We start from the raw sequence: 20,117 nt of genomic DNA on the forward strand, positions 1-20,117 counted from the left end.
GGCCGCCATCGGTCAGCTTTGCCGCAAGCTTGCCGATGGTTGTGGTCTTGCCGGTGCCGTTGACGCCGACGACAAGGATGACATGCGGCTTGTGACTGAGATCAAGCTCCAGCGGCATGGCGACGTGGGTCAGCACCTTCTCCACCTCCGTCGCCATGATGGCGCGGACTTCCGTCTCGGAGACGTCCTTGCCGTAGCGGCTGGCGGCCAGCGAATCGGTGATGCGCAATGCCGTCTCCATGCCGAGATCGGCGCGGATCAGCACGTCCTCGAGATCCTGCAGCGTGTCCTCGTCCAGCTTGCGCTTGGTGAAGACGCCGGCGATGTTGCCGGACAGTTCCCGGGAAGAGCGGGCAAGCCCCTCCTTCATACGCTGGAACCACGAGCGTTTCGGTGCCGGTTCCGGCGCCTTCTGTGGCTGGGCTTTCTGCTCGACCTTCTTGGTTACGGTCACCTTGCCGGGGGCTGGCTTTGGCTCCGGCGGTGGTTGCGGAACGGCCTCCGGCTCCGGTGCGATCTCAGCAAGGATTGGCTTTGCCTCGACCGGCGCCGGCTGGCGAATGGGGGGCGGGATTTCGGCCGGCGGCGCCTCAGGCTTGGGCGCCGTTGAGGGGATCTCGGCGGGCGGCGCCGGCATGTCGACGGGCGCCGGCTCAGGCCGTTTTTCCGGCTGGGATGGGGCGACTTCTGGTGGCTGAGGCTCTGGTGCAGGAGCCGGCTCAGGGATGACGGGAACGGCCGGGATTTCCTCGGGCGCTGCCTGTTCAGCAGGCGCTTCCGGCTCCGGTCCCAGCTCCTCGACCGGAACCGGCTGGATTTCAGGCTCTGGCGCCGGCTCCTCGGCAGGCGCCTCCGGCTCCTCGATCGGAGCGGGTTCCGGCTGGATGTCTGGCCCGGGCGGAATGGTTGGTGCAGGAGCGGGCGCGGCCTCTTCAACAGGCGCCGGCTGCGGCGCGAGCGGTGCTTCCGCCTCGACTGGCGGCGGAGGCGCAGCTTCTGTTTCGGGCTGACGCTCTTCCCGTTTCAAAAATTCCGGAACGGCCTGCTCAGAAGCCGGTTTCAGCGCCTCCAGCGCATCCCATTTGATCGGCGGCAGAGGTGCCGACTCGTCGATCCGCTCCTCGACCACTTCCTTCTTGCCGAACGAAAATATCTTCTTGAAAAAACCAGCCATGTCTTTGCGTCTCAGGCGACGCTGGCGGCAAGCGGCGCCGCAATCAGTCTGATACCATCATGGCCGGCGATATCAGCCTCAACGATTTCGCCCGGCGCGCCGGCGGAGACCGCGGCGAGCGTAAACCCTTCGGTGCGGCCGAGCCCGTCGCGCTCGACCAGGATCGACTGGCGCGTTCCGGCGAGTGCGGCGAGGTGACTGACATAGGCGGCGCCACCGGCGGCGCGCAGCCGTGCAGCACGCTGCTTGACCACCTCGCGGCGAAGCTGCGGCATGCGCGCCGCGGGGGTGCCTTCGCGCGGTGAAAATGGAAAAACGTGGAGATGCGTCAGCCCGCATTCCTCGACGATCTCCAGCGATTTTTCGAACATGGCGTCCGTCTCGGTCGGGAAGCCGGCGATGATGTCGGCGCCGAAGACGATGCCGGGGCGCAATTTGCGCAAATCCTCGCAAAAACGGATCGACTGATCCCGGTTGTGTCGGCGCTTCATCCGTTTCAGGATCATGTCGTCGCCCGCCTGCAGCGACAGATGCAGATGTGGCATCAGTCGGGGCTCGGTGGCGATCGCGTCGAGCAGATCGTCGTCGGCCTCGATCGAATCGATCGAGGAGAGGCGCAGGCGTTTCACGTCAGGCACCTGCTTGAGGATTGTCTTGACCAATTTGCCGAGTTTCGGGCTGCCCGGCAGGTCGGCGCCGAAGCTGGTCATGTCGACGCCGGTCAGCACGATCTCGGCATAGCCATTGCCGCTCAGCCGCTTGACCTGCTCGACTACGGCGCCCATCGGCACCGAGCGCGAATTGCCGCGGCCATAGGGGATGATGCAGAAGGTGCAGCGGTGGTCGCAGCCGTTCTGCACCTGGACGAAGGCTCGCGCCCGGCCTTCGATGGCGTCGACCATGTGGGCGGCCGTCTCGCGTACCGAAAAGATATCGTTGACGCGAGCCTTCTCGGTATCGTTGACGCCGAAATCCGGCAGCGCGCGATAGGAATTCGCCTTCAGCTTCTCCTCATTGCCGAGGACGAGATCGACCTCGTCCATGGCGACGAAATTCTGCGGCTCGGTCTGCGCGGCGCAGCCGGTGACGATGATGCGGGCGGCCGGGTTCTCGCGGCGGGCCTTGCGGATCGACTGCTTTGCCTGGCGCACCGCCTCGCCGGTGACGGCGCAGGTGTTGAAGATGATGGCGCCGCCTGCCAGCGCGCCAAGGCCGGCGCTTTCCGCCTCGCGCCGCATCACCTCGGATTCGTAGGTGTTCAGCCGGCAGCCGAAGGCAACGACGTCAATGCCCTTCTTGGGAAGAGCGGGCATCAGGCGGCGCTTTCGGTGTCGCGGGCCCACACGCCGGTCGACGGGTCGAAGCTGCCGGAAAATTCCCATTCGGCGGCACCGGTGAGGACGACGTGGTCGTCGCCGCGCCATTCGACATGCAAGGAGCCGCCGCCGGGCGTCACCAAGGAGACGCTGCGTCCGGTCCGCTTGGTGCGGGCGGCAGCGACGACGGCGGCACAAGCCGCCGTGCCGCAGGCCTTGGTCAGGCCGGCGCCGCGCTCCCAGGTGCGGATGACCATCGTCTCGGGCGAGGTCACCTGCGCGATTGTGATGTTGGCGCGTTCGGGGAAGATCGGGTGGTTTTCGAGCAGCGGACCGAAGCGGTCGAGCTCGTAGGACCAGACGTCGCGGTCGACCCAGAAAATGGCGTGCGGATTGCCCATCGACACGACCGAGGGCGAGTGCAGCACAGGCGCGTCGATCGGGCCGATCTGCAGCTCGATCATGCGGGTGTCGCGGAATTCCTCGGCCAGCGGAATATCCTGCCAGCCGAAACGCGGTCTGCCCATGTCGACCGAGATCAGCCCGTCGGCATGTTCCTCGGCGTTGAGGATGCCGGCGACCGTCTCGAAGGCGAATGTCTTCTGGCCGGTCTCGGCAGCAAGCGCTTGCACCACACAGCGCATGCCGTTGCCGCAGGCCTGCGCGCCGGTTCCGTCGGAATTCAATATGTCGATGAAAAAGGCGGTGCCCGGCGTCCTGGCATCGTGGATCGCCATGATCTGATCGAATTTCGTCGCGGCATCGGCGTTGAGCGCAAGGGCGGCAGCCGGCGTCACCCGATCGGCGCGACCGTGCATGTCGGCAACGATGATCTCGTTGCCGATGCCGTTCATCTTGGCGAAGGGGACAGTGCTTGCCATGGATCGAAAGGTCTCATGCCGGTTTGGCGCCTATATGGCGGATACCGGCCGAAATTACCAGTGCGCGGACATTTTGAATCCGCGCATCGTGCTTTCCAAAAATCGATTTTCGGGCCGATGCGCTACGTCACCGCGAAGACGCCGAGCATGACCAGCAGGAAGATGATCAGCACGATGCCGATGAGGATACGGGCACCGGTGGCGGCAGCTCCGGCCAAGGCCGGCATGCCGAGCAGGCTTGCCGCGGCCGCGATGATCAGAAGAATGATGATCCATTTGATCATGAGAAAAAACCTCGCGGCCGACGGTTGTGGAAACTACCTACAAACGCGTCTGCGATGGCTTGGGTTCCGATTCCTTGGATTTGCCTGGAAATTCCCTGCGCCGCGAAGCCGGTCGCCTGCCTAGGCCGTCGGCACGTCCCAGACCTCGCCGGGACGCAAGGCGCGAAAGCGTTCGCGCGGGACGCTCTGGTCATCCAGGGCCTCACCAAGCTTTCTTGCCGGCTCGTCGATCGGCTCGTTGGTGAGCCGGAACGTGCCCCAATGGCAGCCGGCAGCATAGGCGGCGTTGCACAAAAGCATGCCTTGCACCGCCTCCTCAGGGTTCTGGTGGTGTGGCGCCATGAACCAGCGCGGCTCGTAAGCGCCGATCGGCAGGATGGCGAGGCGGAAGCCGCCGTGCCTTTCGGCCATCAGCCGATAGTTGATGCCATCGTGGAAACCGGTGTCGCCGGCGAAATAGATCTTTCCGCCCGGCGTCTTGACCACAAAACCCGCCCACAGCGCCATGCGCCGGTCGCGGGTGCCACGCGCCGACCAGTGGTGCACCGGCTCGACATGGACGGCCACGTCCTTGCCGATGTCGACCCGCTCGCCCCAGTCATGCACGGAGAGCCGCATGCCGGGAACGCCATCTTCGATAATGACGTCGTTGCCGAGTGGCGTCAGCACCAGCGGGTCATGCTTTGTCTTCAGCCGCTTCAGCGTGGCGAGGTCGAGATGGTCGTAGTGATTGTGGCTGACCAATACGAGGTCGATCGGCGGCAGGCTGGAAAACGCGATGCCCGGCAGGTTGACCCGTTTCGGCCCGGCAAAGGAGAGCGGCGAGACGCGCCGCGACCAGACCGGGTCGGTGAGGATATTCAGGCCGGCTGTCTGGATAAGCAGCGTGGAATGGCCGACCATGGTCAGCCTCAGCCCGGGGCCTTCGATCCGCTCGGCCGGCGTGGCCTGATGAAACGGGCTCGGATTCGCCGCTGGCCATTTCGAGCGCTCGCCGCCCAGCTGCCACTTCAAAAGATCGGAAAAACGCGCAGGCAGCTTGCCGTTGGGATTGAAGAACAAGGTGCCGTCGAAATGATCGCTGGGCGGGCCGCTGTAGTAGCGATTGGCGGCTCTTTTTCTTGCAGCCAAGGTTTCGCCTCCGGCAGAGTTCCGTTTCACCAGAGATAGGACCGAAGCCGGCTAGCGCAAGCATCTGGGGCCGAATGCCAAGGGCACGCCTCTCCAGGCAAAACCGCTGTGCACGGTCGGGTCAGACCCACAGGGCAGGCTTTTAGGCGGCACGTATTTTGTGGTAAAGTTGCAACAGATGCTGCCGCAAATGGTATTTTAACCATATCGGGTTGAAATTCTGCCACCTTCTCCATCTTGGTGGGGGAAGACATTGTGCGGACGGCAGCCCCAGCCGGATCGACGGAGGTTTGAAATGGATTTTTCGAAAACCGGTCTGCTGGCCGTATCGCTTGCCGCGCTCGTTGCGAGCGGCTGTTCAACGTCACGGTTCTCATCGATGGACCAGGAGCAGCCAGCGCCGCTGCAAGCCGCGCCCTCCGGCAAGGTAACCGGAAATCAGCTGCCGCCGCCGGCGTCGCCCGGCACGGCCGACCCGTCGAAATTTCCGACGGCGCCGCAAGGCACGCTAAACCCCCAGGTCGCCTCGTTGCCGCCGGACGGAACGGCACCGGCCGGAGCCCCGGATCTTACCGCAGGCAGCGTCGCCGGCGTGTGGAAGGCCAGCGTGTCCGGCCAGAGCTGCCAGGTGGCAACGCCGCAGACGAAATTCGGCGCCGGCTATCGGGCCGGACCGCTGCATTGCCCGGCGCCGATCGACGGCATCAAATCATGGAACGTCGCCGGCAAGCAGCTGACGCTGTATGATGAGAATGGCGGCACGCTGGCACGGCTCTATTCCTCGGGCGGAGAGAAATTCGACGGCCAGACTTCCAACGGCCTGCCGATTTCGCTTACAAGAGGCTGACCCGCCTCCTATTTGTTTTTACGCAATTCCTAGGGAAAACCGCTACACACTTTTCCTGGGATTGCTCTAGAGCAGGATGAATTCAAATTGAGTCGGTCATCCTGCTCTAAGTCTTTTTTTGCGTATGATCTTGTCCGAAAAGTCTGCAACTTTTCGGGATCATACTTCAGAACGACGTGACCGATGCATCTGCGTGACGGCCTTCAGACCCATGCGACCGTCCGGCAGCGCTACGACCATTTGGTCGATACGGGCCTGATCGACCGCGATCCGGCACAGGAGCGGATCGTCGCGGCACTCGACCGGCTGATCGACGAGATTTCGGCAAAGCGGCTGGCGCACAAGTCGAGCGCGCTGGGCTGGCTGTTCGCGCGCAAGCGCGAGACGCGCGAGGCCGTCAAGGGCCTCTACATCCATGGCGGCGTCGGCCGCGGCAAGACCATGCTGATGGACATGTTCTTCGAGCTGGTGCCGGTCAGGCGCAAGCGCCGTGTGCACTTCAACGACTTCATGGCCGATGTGCAGGACCGCATCCAGAAGCATCGGCTGGAGCGCAAGAATGGCACCGTCAGGGAAGACGACCCGATCGCGCCGGTGGCCCGCTCGCTGGCCGAGGAAGCCTGGGTGCTGTGCTTCGACGAGTTTTCCGTCACCGACATCGCCGATGCGATGATCCTGTCCCGACTGTTCTCGGCGCTGTTTGCCAACGGCGTCGTGCTGGTCGCCACGTCCAATGTCGCGCCGGAGGATCTCTACCGCGACGGTTTGAACCGCAAGCTTTTCCTACCCTTCATCGGCACCCTGGAGCGGAATGCGCAGGTGCTGGCGCTAGACGCCGACAAGGATTATCGGCTGGACAAGCTCAGCCGCCTGCCGGTCTATGTCACCCCCGCCGATGCCGCCGCCGATGCTGTCCTCGACGAGGCTTGGGAGGTGATGACGCATGGCAGGCCGACGGAGGCGGCGGCGCTGACGGTAAAGGGCAGGCAGATCGTGGTGCCGCGTGCTGCCGGCGATGCGGCGCGGTTTTCTTTTGCCGATCTCTGCGAGAAACCGCACGGCGCCCGCGATTTCCTGGCGATTGCCAGCCGCTTCTCGACCATCTTCATCGATCATGTGCCGGTGCTCGGCGAAGGCAGCCGCAACGAGGCCAAGCGCTTCATCCTGCTGATCGACACGCTCTACGATCATCATGTGCGGCTGGTTGTCAGCGCGGCGGCGGCGCCGGCTGAACTTTATGCGGCGAAGCGCGGCATCGAGGTCTTCGAATTCGAGCGCACGGCGTCGCGGCTGATCGAGATGCAGAGCCACGAATGGCTGGAAGACTGGGCGAAACGGCAGAGTGCGCGGATGGCGCCGCCTGAAGCGCAGCAGGCTCAGGCCTAGAGTCGATAAACATACATGACCAAGCCTTCCGCCTCGCCGTGCGGCTCCCTTCGCGCCTCATACAGTGCGCGAGCGGCAACATTGTCCGGCTCGGTGCCGACCCAGGCCTCCTCGCAGCCATGCTCGCGGCCGAGCGCAAACATGGCGTCGAGCATTCTTGTCGCTGTGCCCTGGCGCTGGAAGGCCGGCGCCACGCCGACTTCGTCGATGTAGAGTTCGCTCACCTTGTCCGGATGGTGGTGGATGACGGCAGCGCACTGGCCGACGACCACGCCGTCGGCGAGCGCCACGATCATGAAATGTCCTGGTGAGGCGAGGTAGGCGGCAAGGCGATCAGGCCTCACCGGCTCGTCGAACACGTCCTCGGCGACCCGCATCACAAGGGCGTCATCGCCGGGAAACAGCCTTCTTATTTCCATCTTCATTGTGTAGAGATCCCAAAGTCGGCTTACATCTTTTGACGCTTACGTAACTCCCATTGTTTCTAACCGATTGAAATTATTCACTCCGAAATAATCGTTTGAATTTATTTTGCGCCGGGGCTATTGGGTGCGGCGAAATCCCGCGGCTTCCTCGCAGCATTCCGGCCTCCTTCCTCGACGCCGTCATCCAATTCGTTAAGGATTTGGGCGCCGTCACAGTCTAAAGGGAAAACATCCTGACATGGCACGCAACAAGATAGCGCTCATCGGCTCGGGCATGATCGGCGGCACGCTCGCCCACATGATCGGCCTCAAGGATCTCGGCGATGTTGTGCTGTTTGATATCGCCGAGGGCATCCCGCAAGGCAAGGGGCTGGATATCGCGCAGTCATCGCCGGTCGATGGGTTCGACTCCAGGCTGACCGGTGTCAACGATTACGCCGGCATCGAGGGCGCCGACGTCTGCATCGTCACCGCCGGCGTGCCGCGCAAGCCCGGCATGAGCCGCGACGACCTTCTCGGCATCAACCTGAAGGTCATGGAGCAGGTTGGCGCGGGTCTCAAGAAATACGCGCCGAAAGCCTTCGTCATCTGCATCACCAACCCGCTCGACGCCATGGTCTGGGCGCTGCAGAAGTTTTCCGGACTGCCGAAGAGCCATGTCGTCGGCATGGCCGGCGTGCTGGACAGCTCGCGCTTCCGCTATTTCCTGGCCGAGGAATTCAAGGTGTCGGTCGAGGATGTCACCGCCTTCGTGCTCGGCGGCCATGGCGATTCCATGGTGCCGATGATCCGCTATTCGACGGTCGCCGGCATCCCGCTGCCCGACCTCATCAAGATGGGCTGGACCTCGAAGGAAAAGCTCGACCAGATCGTGCAGCGCACCCGCGACGGCGGCGCCGAGATCGTCGGCCTGCTCAAGACCGGCTCGGCCTTCTACGCACCGGCCGCCTCGGCGATCGCCATGGCCGAAGCCTATCTCAAGGACAAGAAGCGCGTGCTGCCCTGTGCTGCGCATCTCTCCGGCCAGTATGGTGTCAAGAACACCTATGTCGGTGTGCCGGTGGTGATAGGCGCCGGCGGCGTCGAGCGCATCATCGAGATCGAGCTCAGCAAGCCCGAGCAGAAGATGTTCGACAGTTCGGTGGCGGCGGTGCAGGGCCTGTGCGAGGCCTGCGTCAAGATCGCTCCGCATCTCGCCGCCAAGTGACCTGCCGCCAAGTGAACCGGAGACAACGCGCATGAACATCCATGAATATCAGGGCAAGGCGCTGCTGAAGGGCTTTGGCGCACCGGTGGCCGAAGGCGTGCCGGTGTTCGAGGCAAGCGAGGCGGAAGCCGCCGCCAAGGCGCTGCCCGGCCCGCTCTATGTGGTGAAGAGCCAGATCCATGCCGGCGGTCGCGGCAAGGGCAAGTTCAAGGAGCTCGGCCCCGACGCCAAGGGCGGCGTCAGGCTGGCGAAGTCGGTGGCCGACGTCGTTGCCAATGCCAACGAGATGCTCGGCCACACGCTGGTCACCAAACAGACCGGCCCGGCGGGCAAGCAGGTTAACCGCCTCTATATCGAGGACGGCGCCGACATCGAGCGCGAGCTCTATCTGTCGCTGCTGGTCGACCGCTCGGTCGGCCGCATCGCCTTCGTCGTTTCGACCGAGGGCGGCATGGATATCGAGGCGGTCGCCCATGACACGCCGGAAAAGATCATCACCGTTGCCATCGACCCGGAAAAGGGCGTGACGGCGGATGATTTGAAAGAACTCAACGGCGCGCTGAAGCTTGACGGCGACGCCGCCAAGGATGGCGAGACGCTGTTCCCGATCCTCCACAAAGCCTTCGTCGAAAAGGACATGAGCCTGCTCGAGGTCAACCCGCTGATCGTCATGAGGAACGGCCGGCTGCGCGTGCTCGACGCCAAGGTGTCGTTCGACAACAACGCGCTGTTCCGCCAACCCGACGTGATGGAGCTGCGCGACATCACCGAAGAGGACGAGAAGGAGATCGAGGCGTCGAAATACGACCTCGCCTATGTCGCGCTCGACGGCAATATCGGCTGCATGGTCAACGGTGCCGGCCTCGCCATGGCGACGATGGACATCATCAAGCTCTATGGCGCCGAGCCCGCCAACTTTCTCGATGTCGGCGGCGGTGCGTCGAAGGAGAAGGTGACGGCGGCGTTCAAGATCATCACCAAGGATCCGGCGGTCAAAGGCATCCTGATCAACATCTTCGGCGGCATCATGAAGTGCGACATCATCGCCGAGGGTGTCATTGCCGCTGTCAAGGAAGTTGGGCTGCAAGTGCCGCTGGTGGTGCGGCTCGAAGGCACCAATGCCGAGCTAGGCAAGAAGATCATCAATGACAGTGGCCTCAATGTCGTCTCGGCGGACGACCTCGACGATGCCGCGAAGAAAATCGTGGCGGCGGTGAAGGGCTGATCTGGTGCCTCCGCACAAGATAAACCTGGTCGAGGCGGCGGATGCGAAGATCAAAAAGGTCTTCGATCCGCATATCGCCGGCGACGTCAACGACGCCCAGGTCAAGATCGCCAAGTTCGGCGATGTCTTCGACTGGCACGCGCATGACAACGAGGACGAGGCGTTCCTGGTGCTGCGCGGCCGCATCGCCATCGATTTCCGCGACGGCACGGTGGAGCTTGGCAGCGGCGAGTTCATCGTCGTGCCGCGGGCCGTCGAGCACCGGCCGCGCTCGCTGAGCGAGGAGCCGGTGGTGCTGATGTTCGAGCCGGCGACGACACTCAACACCGGCAACGCCAAGAGCGACCTCACCGTCGCCGATCTCAAGCGGCTCTGACCATGGCATCTCTGACGATGACCACGCAGCCTTCCTCGATCAACGGTTTGTAAAAAGGACCACCATGTCCATTCTCGTCGACAAGAACACCAAGGTGCTCGTGCAGGGCCTGACCGGCAAGACCGGCACGTTCCATACGGAGCAGGCGCTGGCCTATCACGGGACGAAAATGGTTGGCGGCATCCACCCCAAAAAGGGCGGCGAAACGTGGATCGGCGCCAAGGGCGAGAGCCTGCCGATCTTTTCCACCGTCGCTGAAGGCAAGGCAACGACCGGCGCCAACGCTTCCGTCGTCTATGTGCCGCCGGCGGGCGCCGCAGAGGCGATCCTAGAAGCGATCGAAGCCGAGATCCCGCTGATCATCTGCATCACCGAGGGCATCCCGGTGATCGACATGATCAAGGTCAAGGCGAGGCTCGACCGCTCGACATCGCGGCTCATCGGCCCCAACTGCCCCGGCGTCCTGACCCCCAACGAATGCAAGATCGGCATCATGCCCGGCAACATCTTCCGCAAGGGCTCGGTCGGCGTTGTTTCCCGCTCGGGAACGCTTACCTATGAGGCAGTGTTCCAGACCACCAATGTCGGCCTCGGCCAGACCACCGCCGTCGGCATCGGTGGCGACCCCGTCAAAGGCACTGAGTTCATCGACGTGCTGGAGATGTTCCTCGCCGACGACGAGACCCAATCGATCATCATGATCGGCGAGATCGGCGGCTCGGCCGAGGAAGACGCCGCGCAGTTCCTCAAGGACGAAGCCAAGCGTGGCCGCAAGAAGCCGATGGCCGGTTTCATCGCCGGGCGCACGGCGCCGGCCGGGCGCACCATGGGCCATGCGGGCGCCGTCATCTCCGGCGGCAAGGGCGGTGCCGAGGACAAGATTGCAGCGATGGAATCGGCTGGGATAAAAGTTTCGCCCTCGCCGGCCCGGCTCGGCACGACGCTGGTCGAGGCAATTAAAGGTTAAGGGAGTATGGGAATAGGGGAGTAGGGAACGCCAGCGGCAAGAAAATGCCCTATTCCCCTACTCCCTTACTGCCCTACTCCCTTACTCCCCTACAAAAGGAGACGGAGCCAGGCTCCGCTGAAAAAATGGCAAGACAAGATCAGGCCAACGACCAATTTTCGCTTACCTCTTTCCTCTATGGCGGCAATGCCGATTATATCGACGCGCTCTACGCCGCCTATGAGGACGATCCCTCTTCGGTCGACCCCGAATGGCAGGATTTCTTCGCGGCGCTGAAGGACGACTCCGGCGATGTTCGCAAGAATGCCAAGGGCGCCTCATGGGCTAAGCCCTCGTGGCCGTTGCAGGCCAATGGCGAGTTGGTGTCGGCGCTCGACGGCAATTGGGGCATCGTCGAGAAGCACATCGAGAAGAAGGTCCAGGACAAGGCGGTGATGAACGGCGTCGCCCTTTCCGACGCCGACGTGCACCAGGCGACGCGCGATTCCGTGCGCGCCATCATGATGATCCGCGCCTACCGCATGCGGGGCCATTTGCACGCCAATCTCGATCCGCTCGGCATCGCCAAGCCGCTCGAGGACTATAACGAGCTGTCGCCGGAAAATTACGGCTTCACATCAGCCGATTACGATCGCCCGATTTTCCTCGACAACGTGCTCGGGCTCGAATTCGGCACCATCCGGCAGATGCTCGACATCCTGACCCGCACCTATTGCTCGACGCTCGGCGTCGAGTTCATGCATATTTCCGATCCCGAGGAGAAGGCCTGGATCCAGGCGCGCATCGAGGGCACTGACAAGGAGATTTCCTTCACCGCCACCGGCAAGAAGGCGATCCTGCAGAAGCTGGTCGAGGCCGAAGGCTTCGAGCAATTCATCGACGTCAAGTACAAGGGCACCAAGCGCTTCGGCCTCGACGGCGCAGAGGCGCTGATCCCGGCACTGGAGCAGATCGTCAAGCGCGGCGGTCAGCTCGGCATGAAGGAGATCGTGCTCGGCATGGCGCATCGCGGCCGGCTGAACGTGCTCTCCCAGGTGATGGCCAAGCCGCACCGCGCCATCTTCCACGAATTCAAGGGCGGCTCGGCCGCACCCGACGAGGTCGAGGGCTCGGGCGACGTGAAGTACCATCTCGGCGCTTCGTCGGACCGCGAGTTCGACGGCAACAAGGTGCACCTGTCGCTGACCGCCAATCCTTCACACCTGGAAATTGTCGATCCGGTGGTGATGGGCAAGGCGCGGGCCAAGCAGGACTCCCTGTTCGGCCGCAGTCGCGAGGAGATCGTGCCGCTGGAAGAGCGCGCCAAGGTGCTGCCGCTGCTCCTGCACGGCGACGCCGCCTTTGCCGGCCAGGGCGTGATTGCCGAAATCCTTGGCCTGTCGGGGCTGCGCGGCCACCGCGTCGCCGGCACGCTGCATTTCATCATCAACAACCAGATCGGCTTCACCACCAATCCGCGCTTTTCGCGGTCGTCGCCCTATCCGTCGGATGTGGCCAAGATGATCGAGGCGCCGATCTTCCACGTCAATGGCGACGATCCAGAAGCCGTGGTCCATGCCACCAAGGTGGCGATCGAATTCCGTATGAAGTTCCACAAGCCTGTCGTGGTCGACATGTTCTGCTACCGCCGCTTCGGCCACAATGAGGGCGACGAGCCGGCCTTCACCCAGCCGATCATGTACAGCAGCATCCGCAGCCACAAGACGACGGTGCAGATCTATGCCGACCGGCTGATCGCCGAAGGCCACCTTACCCAGGCCGAATTCGACAAGCTCAAGGCCGACTGGCGGGCACATCTCGAGCAGGAATTCGAGGTCGGCCAGCATTACAAGCCCAACAAGGCCGACTGGCTGGATGGCGCCTGGTCTGGCCTGCGCACGGCCGACAACCAGGACGAACAGCGGCGCGGCAAGACCGCCGTGCCGGTCAAGACGCTGAAGGAGATCGGCAAGAAGCTGACCGAGGTGCCGAAGGATTTCGCGGCCCACAAGACGATCATGCGGTTTCTCGAGAACCGCCGCCAGGCGATCGAGTCGGGCGAAGGCATCGACTGGTCGACGGCCGAGGCGCTGGCCTTCGGCGCCATTCTGCTCGACGGCAATCCGGTCCGGCTGTCGGGACAGGATTCGGAGCGTGGCACGTTTTCGCAACGCCACTCCGTGCTCTACGACCAGCGCGACGAGACACGCTACATTCCGCTCAACAATCTGTCGGCGGCGCAGGCCGGCTTCGAGGTCATCAACTCGATGCTGTCGGAAGAGGCCGTGCTCGGCTTCGAATACGGCTACAGTCTGGCCGAGCCGAAGGCGCTGACGCTTTGGGAAGCCCAGTTCGGCGATTTCGCCAACGGCGCCCAGGTGGTGTTCGACCAGTTCATCTCGTCGGGCGAGCGCAAGTGGCTCAGAATGTCGGGCCTCGTCTGCCTGCTGCCGCATGGCTATGAAGGCCAGGGGCCGGAACATTCGTCGGCCAGGCTCGAGCGCTTTCTGCAGCTTTGCGCCGAAGACAACATGCAGGTGGCCTACTGCACGACGCCGGCCAACTACTTCCACATCCTGCGCCGGCAGTTGAAGCGGGATTTCCGCAAGCCGCTGATCCTGATGACGCCGAAGTCGCTGCTGCGCCACAAGCGGGCGGTGTCGACGCTACCGGAGATGTCGGGCGAAAGCGCGTTCCACCGGCTGTTGTGGGACGATGCCCAGCAGCTCCCCGGCCAGGCAATCAAGCTCACCAAGGATTCGAAGATCCGCCGCGTCGTGCTGTGCTCGGGCAAGGTCTATTACGACCTCTACGAGGAGCGCGAGAAGCGCGGCATCAACGACATCTATCTGTTGCGCGTCGAACAGCTCTATCCGTTCCCGGCCAAGGCGCTGATCACCGAACTGTCACGCTTCCGCAACGCCGAGATGGTGTGGTGCCAGGAGGAGCCCAAGAACATGGGCGCCTGGTCGTTCATCGATCCCTATCTGGAATGGGTGCTGGCGCATATCGACGCCAAGCATCAGCGGGTGCGCTATACCGGCCGGCCGGCGGCCGCGTCGCCGGCGACCGGATTGATGTCGAAGCATCTCGCCCAGCTTGCCGCCTTGCTCGAAGACGCGCTCGGTGAATAGAACAGAGCTCGGCGAATAGAACAGAACCGACAGAAAAACGGACAGGCACAATGGCTACCGAAATCCGCGTCCCCACACTTGGCGAATCCGTCACCGAGGCGACCATCGGCAAATGGTTCAAGAAGGTGGGCGACGCGATCGCCACCGACGAGCCCCTGGTCGAGCTCGAAACCGACAAGGTAACGGTGGAAGTGCCGGCCGCGGCCGCGGGAACGCTCAGCGAGATCGCCGTCAAGGAAGGCGAGACGGTCGAGGTCGGCGCTTTGCTCGGCATGATTTCGGCGGGCGACGGCGCAAAAGCGGCAGCACCCGCTAAGGCGTCAACTTCCGAACCGAGGCAGGACGCGGTATCGCAGGCCTCGGCGCCAACCGCCGCATCCACCGTCAAGCAAGCCGCGGCCGAGACCGCCAAAATCGCCGGCGATGCCGGGCCGATCGAGGCGCGCACGATGCCGCCGGCGCCAGCGGCGGCGAAGCTGCTGGCCGAGAGCAATCTCGCGGTCGACCAGGTCTCGGGTTCCGGCAAGCGCGGCCAGGTGCTGAAGGGCGACGTGCTCGACGCAATCGCCAGGGGCGCGCCGTCGCAGCCGGCCGAGACGCCGAAGGCTCCTGCACCGGTCGCTGCCCGTGCGCCGTCCTCGGCCGATGACGCGTCGCGCGAAGAGCGCGTGCGCATGACCAAGCTGCGGCAGACCATCGCGCGCCGCCTCAAGGAAGCGCAGTCGACCGCCGCCATGCTGACCACCTTCAACGAGGTGGACATGAGTGCGGTGATGGCGCTCAGGACCAAATACAAGGATGTGTTCGAGAAGAAGCACGGCGTGAAGCTGGGCTTCATGGGCTTCTTCACCAAGGCCGTCACCCATGCGCTGAAGGAGATCCCTTCGGTCAACGCCGAGATCGACGGCACCGACATCATCTTCAAGAACTACGCCCATATCGGCGTCGCCGTCGGCACCGAAAAGGGCCTCGTCGTGCCAGTGGTGCGCGATGCCGACCAGATGTCGATCGCCGAGATCGAGAAGGATATCGGCAGGCTGGGCATCGCCGCGCGTGACGGCAAGCTTTCCGTGGCGGATATGCAAGGAGGCACGTTTACGATTTCCAACGGCGGCGTTTACGGGTCGCTGATGTCGACGCCGATCCTCAACGCGCCGCAGTCCGGCATTCTGGGCATGCACAAGATCCAGGAGCGGCCGGTGGTGGTCGGCGGCCAGATCGTGATCCGGCCGATGATGTATCTGGCGCTCTCCTACGATCACCGCATCGTCGACGGCAAGGAAGCGGTGACCTTCCTGGTCCGGGTCAAGGAAAGCCTGGAGGATCCGGAGCGGCTGGTGCTCGATCTCTAAGGGTCGGTCGAGGTGAGCCGGAGAATGGATCTGCGCCACCGAACGAGCTTCTCTCGTTTGCGCTCCGGATTGTTTTTCACGCTGTGCGTGGCCGGCCTTGCGCTGACGGCATCGACGGCGCACGCCGCCTGCCCGCTTGAGCTCGCCGTCTATGGCGATGCCGAACACGTCGCCGAGATCGATTTCAGGCCGACCATGGAATCGGCTGTTGTCACCAACACGTTCAAGATGGTGCTCGACAACAGTGTCGTGCTCGACGGCATCGTCATGTGGACGGAAGGCGTGGCGCGGCCGCATGGTTCGCTGATGTACAAATGCCCGACAGGCGACGTCACCGGCGACGAACTCGCCGCTTGCACGGTGTGGGAGGGGGTCGTCTACAGTGCTGACGACAAGGGCAACATCGCTCTGCTGCCAGCCGAAGGCGTGGCCGCGCCGAAGACTCTTATCTTTCCCGACCTCGGACCGTCGCTGCAGATGTCGGCCGCCTATGGCACCAACGGGTTTTCGAAAGTGCCGTGGGATGTTTTTTCGTTGAAGGGCTGTCAGGAATGAGCGCGACCAAAAAAGTGCTGCTGGTGACCGGTGGTAGTCGCGGCATCGGCGCGGCCACGTCCAGGCTTGCCGCCAAGGCTGGATACCGTGTTGCGGTCAACTATGCCTCCAACGAGGCTGCGGCCACGGCGCTTGTCGAGGCAATCGCGCAGGCTGGCGGCGAAGCGCTGGCCATCAAGGGCGACGTCGGCAGCGAGGCCGATATCCAGGCGATGTTCGAGCGCATCGATCATGCCTTCGGTCCGCTCGATGCGCTCGTCAACAATGCCGGCGTGGTCGACCGGAAGGCGCGTGTCGACGAAATGAGCGGAGCAAGGTTGGAGCGCATGATGCGCATCAATGTCATTGGCTCGATGCTCTGTGCTCGCGAAGCGGTGAAGCGCATGTCGACCAGCCATGGCGGCAAGGGCGGCGCTATCGTGAATATCTCCTCGATTGCTGCGAGAATCGGCGGGCCGGGCGAATATGTCGACTACGCCGCCTCGAAGGGCGCGATCGATTCCTTCACTATTGGCCTGGCGCGCGAAGTGGCCGGGGAAAGCATTCGCGTCAACGCGGTCAGTCCAGGCATCATCGACACCGAAATTCATGCCTCCGGCGGGCAGCCGGATCGCGTCGAGAGGATGCGTCACCTCGTGCCCATGCAAAGGGCGGGGGCCACCGAAGAGGTCGCCGCGGCAATTCTCTGGCTCCTGTCGGACGGGGCGTCCTATACGACAGGCGCAAATTTGGAAGTGGGCGGCGGCCGCTAATTGCCAGCCAAGGCTGAGTGCCAGACCAGAAGGACAATATCATGGCTTATGACGTCGTTATCATCGGATCGGGACCGGGCGGCTATGTCTGCGCCATCAAGGCGGCACAGCTCGGCCTGAAGACGGCGGTGGTCGAGAAGAACCCGACCTTCGGCGGCACCTGCCTCAACATCGGCTGCATTCCGTCCAAGGCGCTGCTGCATGCCTCCGAGATGTTCGCCGAGGCCGGCCATTCCTTCGACACGCTGGGCGTCGAGATCGGCGCGCCGAAGCTCAATCTCGGGAAGATGATGGCGCACAAGGACGCGACCGTGGCGTCCAACGTCAACGGCGTCGCCTTCCTGTTCAAGAAGAACAAGATCGACTCGTTTCGCGGCACCGGCAAGGTCCTATCCGCCGGCAAGGTGTCGGTGACCGGCGAGGACGGCAAGGTCGAGGAGATCGAGACCAGGAACATCGTCATCGCCACCGGCTCCGACGTCGCCGGCATCCCGGGCGTCAAGGTCGATATCGACGAGAAGGTGATCATGTCCTCGACCGGCGCGTTGTCGCTGGACAAGGTGCCGGGCCATCTTGTGGTGGTCGGCGGCGGCGTCATCGGGCTGGAACTCGGCTCGGTATGGGCGCGGCTCGGCGCGAAGGTCACCGTCGTCGAGTTCCTCGACACCATACTGGGCGGCATGGATGGCGAGGTCGCCAAACAGTTCCAGCGCATGCTGTCCAAGCAAGGCATCGAATTCAGGCTCGGCGCCAAGGTGACCGGTGTCGCCAAGGCCAAGAAGGGTGTCACCGTCACCTTCGAGCCGGTCAAGGGGGGTGCTGCCGAGACCATCGAGGCGGATACCGTGCTGATCGCGACGGGACGCCGGGCCTATTCGGACAGTCTTGGGCTGAAGGAGGCCGGCGTCGATGTCGACGAGCGCGGCCGGGTCAAGACGGACGGCCATCTCAAGACCAATGTGCCTGGCATCTACGCCATCGGCGACGTCATCGCCGGGCCGATGCTCGCCCACAAGGCCGAGGACGAGGGGGTGGCGGTGGCCGAGACCATCGCCGGCCAGGCCGGCCATGTGAACTACGAGGTGATCCCGAACGTCGTCTACACCAGTCCGGAAATCGCCTCGGTCGGTAAGACCGAGGAAGAGCTGAAGGCGGCCGGCATCGACTATAAGGCCGGCAAGTTTCCGTTCAGCGCCAACGGCCGGGCGCGCGCCATGCTGCATACCGACGGCTTCGTGAAGATACTGGCGGACAAGCAGAGCGATCGCGTGCTCGGCGTCCACATCGTCGGCTTCGGCGCCGGCGAGATGATCCACGAGGCGGCGGTGCTGATGGAGTTCGGCGGCTCGTCGGAAGATCTTGCCCGCACCTGCCACGCCCATCCGACGATGTCGGAGGCGGTGAAGGAAGCGGCACTGGCGACCTTCTTCAAGCCGATCCATATGTAGGCCGTCCTAAGCTACTCCGGCAGCCATCTGATGGCTCAAAGCAAAACGGCCCGCTTTTCAGCGGACCGTTCGTATTTGAAGTCAGCAGCCGATCACTGCGCCGGGGCTGGTGCGGGCGCCGGAGCAGGCGCTGGCGCTGGCTCTGCAGGCGCCGGAGCCGGTGCAGGTGCAGGCGCCGGAGCAGGCTCTGCGGGTGCCGGGGCTGGCGCAGGCTCTGCCGGGGCCGGTGCAGGTGCCGGTTCTGCAGGCGCTGGGGCTGGCGTGCTGGCGGCCGGCGGCTCAGCAGGCGCGGGCGTCTCACCGCTTCTTCCAAAAATATAGTAAGCGACAATAGCCAGGATAACGACAACCAGGGCAATCAGCCAGCCGCTGCCGCCGCCACCCGACTTGGGAGGGTGGGTCGGAGTGGTGTACGGGTCGTTTGGATTCGCCATAAAAGTGTCCTCCGTGGATGAAAAGTATCAATCAACACAAATCAACGCGCAATCGTTGAACAGGTTTCACGCTAGGTATCGAAAACGCCGAAAACAGGGCAATCTGCGCCTGGAATCGTTTGCCCGCACGCATTTCCCTCGCAAAATTGGCAATGATCGAGCCAAAACGAGCATTTTCAGCCATCTTGCACCAAGACCGGACCGCCGCCCTCGCGTCCTGATTCGGGAAGGCATCGATCGGAATCATCTCTTCCTGGTTCGCAACTCAACCGTGCAACTCGGTAAACGACGGTCAGGTTCAGGCGGCCTTGCGGAAATCCTCGACCGGACCTCCCGCGTTGAGAGGATGCAGGGCGTCATGAAGGCAGCGAGGGATCGGCCCGGCATGATCGATAACTTGTTGGGGCCGGCGAAAAGTCATTTTCTCGATGCGGCGCAGCCCGCCGGACTGTCCTTCAGCAAGCTCGACAGCATGTCGGCGCCGCCGCAAGCCGGACTCCCGGCGTGCGCCTTGCCGGCCGCGAGCAACGCGACGACGAGAAAAGAGACAAGAAACAGGGCGTTGAGTACCACAAGCAGCTTCAGCGACACAAAAGCCGCGCGGTCGGTAATGGCGATGACGCGTTTCATGGCTCTTTCTAGGCCTAAAAAAGCGGCGAAACGGTTAACCGGCTTATCCAAATTGTCTTGAACGGGGCTCGTTGCGCGTGCGCTGTCCGGACTTTGCAGGCCTGCACGTCGCTCACGCCCGCGGATGGGCGGCTTCGTAGATTTCGAGCAGCCTCGCGGTGTCGACGCCGGTGTAGATCTGCGTCGTCGACAGGCTGGCATGTCCCAAAAGTTCCTGGATGGTGCGCAGGTCGCCGCCGCGCCCAAGCAGATGCGTGGCGAAGGAATGGCGCAAGGCATGCGGCGTGGCGGTGTCGGGCAGATTGAGCGCCGAGCGCAGCTTCGCCATATCGCGCTGGACGATGGCCGGATTGAGCGGGCCGCCGCGGGCGCCGCGAAACAGCAGGCCCTTCGGATCGAGATGATAGGGGCAGAGCCGGCGGTATTCGGCGATCGCCCTCAGCGCCACCGGCAGCACCGGAACCAGCCGGGTCTTGCCGCCCTTGCCGGTGACGCGCAGCACGCTATCGCCAGCCGACGACAGATCGGCGCCCGACAATCCGAGCGCCTCGGAAATGCGCAGGCCCGAGCCGTAGAGCAGCGTCAGCACGGCGGCGTTGCGGGCGGCGATCCAC

20 protein-coding genes are annotated in these 20,117 nt (G+C 63.5%); 11 read left to right on the plus strand and 9 right to left on the minus strand.

Annotated elements, in window-relative coordinates:
- The 5 genes from EOC93_RS25850 to EOC93_RS25870 all read right to left on the minus strand — a co-directional run.
- Positions 1-1,174: signal recognition particle receptor subunit alpha (locus EOC93_RS25850; RefSeq protein ID WP_206532276.1), on the minus strand; the 1,174-nt coding region annotated here is incomplete at its 3' end.
- 11 nt (positions 1,175-1,185) lie between these two features.
- Positions 1,186-2,487, minus strand: a complete 1,302-nt coding sequence (gene mtaB / locus EOC93_RS25855; protein WP_127206020.1) for a tRNA (N(6)-L-threonylcarbamoyladenosine(37)-C(2))-methylthiotransferase MtaB — start codon at positions 2,485-2,487, stop codon at positions 1,186-1,188.
- Complete coding sequence (dapF, locus tag EOC93_RS25860) at positions 2,487-3,371, minus strand: diaminopimelate epimerase (RefSeq protein ID WP_095484883.1); 885 nt, start codon at positions 3,369-3,371, stop codon at positions 2,487-2,489. Before dapF ends, mtaB begins: the two co-directional genes overlap by 1 nt.
- A gap of 122 nt (positions 3,372-3,493) precedes the next feature.
- On the minus strand, positions 3,494-3,655 hold the full coding sequence (locus tag EOC93_RS25865) for a DUF1328 family protein (RefSeq protein ID WP_095484884.1): 162 nt from the start codon (positions 3,653-3,655) through the stop codon (positions 3,494-3,496).
- 120 nt (positions 3,656-3,775) lie between these two features.
- Positions 3,776-4,786 carry an MBL fold metallo-hydrolase gene (locus EOC93_RS25870; protein ID WP_095484885.1) on the minus strand — a complete coding sequence of 337 codons (1,011 nt, stop codon included), beginning with the start codon at positions 4,784-4,786 and terminating at the stop codon, positions 3,776-3,778.
- Positions 4,787-5,081: 295 nt separating this feature from the next.
- Here EOC93_RS25870 and EOC93_RS25875 point away from each other — a divergent pair, with 295 nt between their 5' ends.
- Both EOC93_RS25875 and zapE read left to right on the plus strand, forming a co-directional pair.
- Positions 5,082-5,633 carry an AprI/Inh family metalloprotease inhibitor gene (locus tag EOC93_RS25875; protein ID WP_095484886.1) on the plus strand — a complete coding sequence of 184 codons (552 nt, stop codon included), beginning with the start codon at positions 5,082-5,084 and terminating at the stop codon, positions 5,631-5,633.
- Positions 5,634-5,816: 183 nt separating this feature from the next.
- Positions 5,817-7,019 carry a cell division protein ZapE gene (zapE, locus tag EOC93_RS25880; RefSeq protein WP_127206021.1) on the plus strand — a complete coding sequence of 401 codons (1,203 nt, stop codon included), beginning with the start codon at positions 5,817-5,819 and terminating at the stop codon, positions 7,017-7,019.
- Here the strand turns inward: zapE and EOC93_RS25885 are convergent.
- Positions 7,016-7,444 (minus strand): GNAT family N-acetyltransferase, encoded by a 429-nt coding sequence (locus tag EOC93_RS25885; protein ID WP_127206022.1) that lies wholly within the window; start codon positions 7,442-7,444, stop codon positions 7,016-7,018. The genes zapE and EOC93_RS25885 overlap by 4 nt on opposite strands.
- 238 nt (positions 7,445-7,682) lie before the next feature.
- Between EOC93_RS25885 and mdh the strand changes: the two genes are divergently transcribed.
- The 9 genes from mdh to lpdA all read left to right on the plus strand — a co-directional run bounded on the left by mdh (position 7,683) and on the right by lpdA (position 18,439).
- The gene (mdh, locus tag EOC93_RS25890; RefSeq protein ID WP_095484889.1) at positions 7,683-8,651 is read left to right on the plus strand and encodes a malate dehydrogenase; all 969 of its coding nucleotides are present in this window, start codon (positions 7,683-7,685) and stop codon (positions 8,649-8,651) included.
- A gap of 31 nt (positions 8,652-8,682) precedes the next feature.
- Positions 8,683-9,876 carry an ADP-forming succinate--CoA ligase subunit beta gene (gene sucC / locus EOC93_RS25895; RefSeq protein WP_127206023.1) on the plus strand — a complete coding sequence of 398 codons (1,194 nt, stop codon included), beginning with the start codon at positions 8,683-8,685 and terminating at the stop codon, positions 9,874-9,876.
- A 4-nt stretch (positions 9,877-9,880) separates the two neighbouring features.
- Positions 9,881-10,252: a cupin domain-containing protein gene (locus tag EOC93_RS25900; RefSeq protein ID WP_127206024.1), complete on the plus strand. Its 372-nt coding sequence runs from the start codon at positions 9,881-9,883 to the stop codon at positions 10,250-10,252.
- Positions 10,253-10,316: 64 nt separating this feature from the next.
- Positions 10,317-11,219, plus strand: coding sequence for a succinate--CoA ligase subunit alpha (sucD, locus tag EOC93_RS25905; protein WP_127206025.1), 903 nt, complete (start codon positions 10,317-10,319; stop codon positions 11,217-11,219).
- A 125-nt stretch (positions 11,220-11,344) separates the two neighbouring features.
- On the plus strand, positions 11,345-14,332 hold the full coding sequence (locus EOC93_RS25910; RefSeq protein WP_127206026.1) for a 2-oxoglutarate dehydrogenase E1 component: 2,988 nt from the start codon (positions 11,345-11,347) through the stop codon (positions 14,330-14,332).
- Between the two features lie 50 nt (positions 14,333-14,382).
- Entirely contained in the window at positions 14,383-15,684 is a 1,302-nt protein-coding gene (gene odhB / locus EOC93_RS25915; RefSeq protein ID WP_095484894.1) for a 2-oxoglutarate dehydrogenase complex dihydrolipoyllysine-residue succinyltransferase, read from the plus strand.
- A gap of 57 nt (positions 15,685-15,741) precedes the next feature.
- Positions 15,742-16,239 (plus strand): hypothetical protein, encoded by a 498-nt coding sequence (locus EOC93_RS25920; RefSeq protein WP_126107304.1) that lies wholly within the window; start codon positions 15,742-15,744, stop codon positions 16,237-16,239.
- Positions 16,236-16,991: an SDR family oxidoreductase gene (locus EOC93_RS25925; protein WP_127206027.1), complete on the plus strand. Its 756-nt coding sequence runs from the start codon at positions 16,236-16,238 to the stop codon at positions 16,989-16,991. The genes EOC93_RS25920 and EOC93_RS25925 overlap by 4 nt, the downstream gene beginning before the upstream one ends.
- Positions 16,992-17,032: 41 nt before the next feature.
- Complete coding sequence (lpdA, locus tag EOC93_RS25930) at positions 17,033-18,439, plus strand: dihydrolipoyl dehydrogenase (protein WP_127206028.1); 1,407 nt, start codon at positions 17,033-17,035, stop codon at positions 18,437-18,439.
- 465 nt (positions 18,440-18,904) lie between these two features.
- On the opposite strand, the gene EOC93_RS25940 is transcribed toward lpdA, so the two are convergent.
- The 3 genes from EOC93_RS25940 to EOC93_RS25950 all read right to left on the minus strand — a co-directional run.
- On the minus strand, positions 18,905-19,120 hold the full coding sequence (locus EOC93_RS25940) for a hypothetical protein (RefSeq protein WP_127206030.1): 216 nt from the start codon (positions 19,118-19,120) through the stop codon (positions 18,905-18,907).
- Between the two features lie 170 nt (positions 19,121-19,290).
- Positions 19,291-19,503, minus strand: a complete 213-nt coding sequence (locus EOC93_RS25945; protein WP_245461542.1) for a hypothetical protein — start codon at positions 19,501-19,503, stop codon at positions 19,291-19,293.
- Positions 19,504-19,615: 112 nt separating this feature from the next.
- A partial coding sequence (locus EOC93_RS25950; RefSeq protein WP_164759276.1) for a tyrosine-type recombinase/integrase occupies positions 19,616-20,117 on the minus strand: 502 nt, incomplete at its 5' end.

Source organism: Mesorhizobium sp. M6A.T.Ce.TU.002.03.1.1 (genome assembly GCF_003997275.1).
Classification (GTDB): Bacteria; Pseudomonadota; Alphaproteobacteria; order Rhizobiales; family Rhizobiaceae; genus Mesorhizobium; species Mesorhizobium mediterraneum.